The 1,519-nt window shown below is 36.5% G+C and carries 2 protein-coding genes; one reads left to right on the top strand and one right to left on the bottom strand.

Translation table 11 applies throughout. From position 1 onward, the window contains the following. Window positions 1-817 (top strand): transcription initiation factor IIB (tfb, locus tag C6988_RS10725; RefSeq protein ID WP_182135434.1); only part of this gene is annotated, 817 nt, incomplete at its 5' end. Here the strand turns inward: tfb and C6988_RS10730 are convergent. Further along, window positions 806-1,519, bottom strand: a 714-nt coding sequence (locus tag C6988_RS10730; protein WP_220463439.1) for a CPBP family intramembrane glutamic endopeptidase, incomplete at its 5' end; no start/stop codon positions are given. The genes tfb and C6988_RS10730 overlap by 12 nt on opposite strands.

Genomic DNA, 1,519 nt, shown 5'->3' on the forward strand with positions numbered 1-1,519 from the left:
ATGTGGCTTTGTTATTACTGACAAGGTTGAAGAGTCAGGCCCTGAATGGCGTTCATTCTCAAAAGATGAACATGAAGGGAGAAGTCGAGCAGGCGTGCCAACTTCTCTTGCAATGCATGATATGGGTCTTGCAACAATTATTGGCCCTGCAGATAGAGATGCTACAGGAAAGCCATTATCTGCATCAATGAAGAGTACCATTGAAAGACTTAGAACCTGGGATAGTCGAAGTCAGGTTCATGAACCAGTTGATAGAAACTTTAGACAGGCCTTCAGTGAATTAGATAGACTAAAAGACAAACTTGCTGTCGGAGATGCAGTAATTGAAAAGGCTGCATACATTTACAGAAAAGCATTAGAAAAGGGACTTGTTAGGGGTCGTTCAATTTCTGCATTAATTGCATCAGCACTTTATGCTGCATGTCGTGATACTGAAACACCACGAACTCTCAAAGATATTGGTGGTGCAAGCAACATCAAGCGAAAAGATATTGCCAGATGTTATAGATTACTACTTCGTGAACTCAGTCTTAAGATGCCCGTAGTTGATCCTATCAAATGTGTGGCAAGAATTGCAAGCAAAGCGGGATTATCAGAAAAAACAAAACGTGAAGCAACAAAGATCTTACAAACAGCTGAAGAGGTAAAAATCTCTGCTGGAAAAGATCCAATGGGTTTGGCAGCAGCTGCCTTGTACGTTGCATGTGTAACTAATGGTGAAAATAAAACTCAGAGAGATGTTGCTGAGGCAGCAGGAGTCACTGAAGTTACAATTAGAAATCGATACAAAGGTCTTAAGGTAGCCCTAAATTTGTAATTTCTCTTCTTTTTGAGAATTTTTACGATGAATAATCATCATTGCCACTGAAACGATTCCTCCGATGACAAAAATTATTTCAAATGTTAGTAGCATTGAATGTGAAAATGCCTCATTAATTGTTACAAAATTAATATCTGCAATCAGATAAACATATGAGAAAATAAAATAATTTGTTGCCCAATGAATCAATAGTGCTGGTGCTAAACCATATCTGAAATAAACCCATCCAATAATAATTCCACTAGCAGCAGCTTGTGTAAACTTTCCACTACTCCATGCTTCTCCCGAAATAATGTGGGCTATTCCAAAAAATACTGCAACCAGAACTATTAGTACAATGGCTTTGGTCTTATTGTCTACGTGTAGATTTTCATATGGATGCCATAATGATTTGAAAAAATGCTTTATTGATGATTTATGAGAATAAATTGCAAATAAAGGAACTCCAACTAAAAGAACTCTGAACCCAATCTCTTCAATTAGTGGTGCTTTTGTTACATCAAAAAATTGTATCAGGTCATTTTCAGAAATTGGGGGCTCAGTTGTTATTCCAATTGACTCTTGAGCTATGTTAATTATTGCTGATGTTAAAATTAGTATTGTAAACCACTTGATCATTGAAACCATATAGTTTGAAGATGAAGTATTTTTTCCATGATTCATTATTGGCGCAAGCTCTAAAAAGAAATTTTTCTTTGG

The sequence above is a fragment of the Nitrosopumilus sp. b1 genome, assembly GCF_014078545.1.
In the GTDB taxonomy this organism is placed as follows: domain Archaea; phylum Thermoproteota; class Nitrososphaeria; order Nitrososphaerales; family Nitrosopumilaceae; genus PXYB01.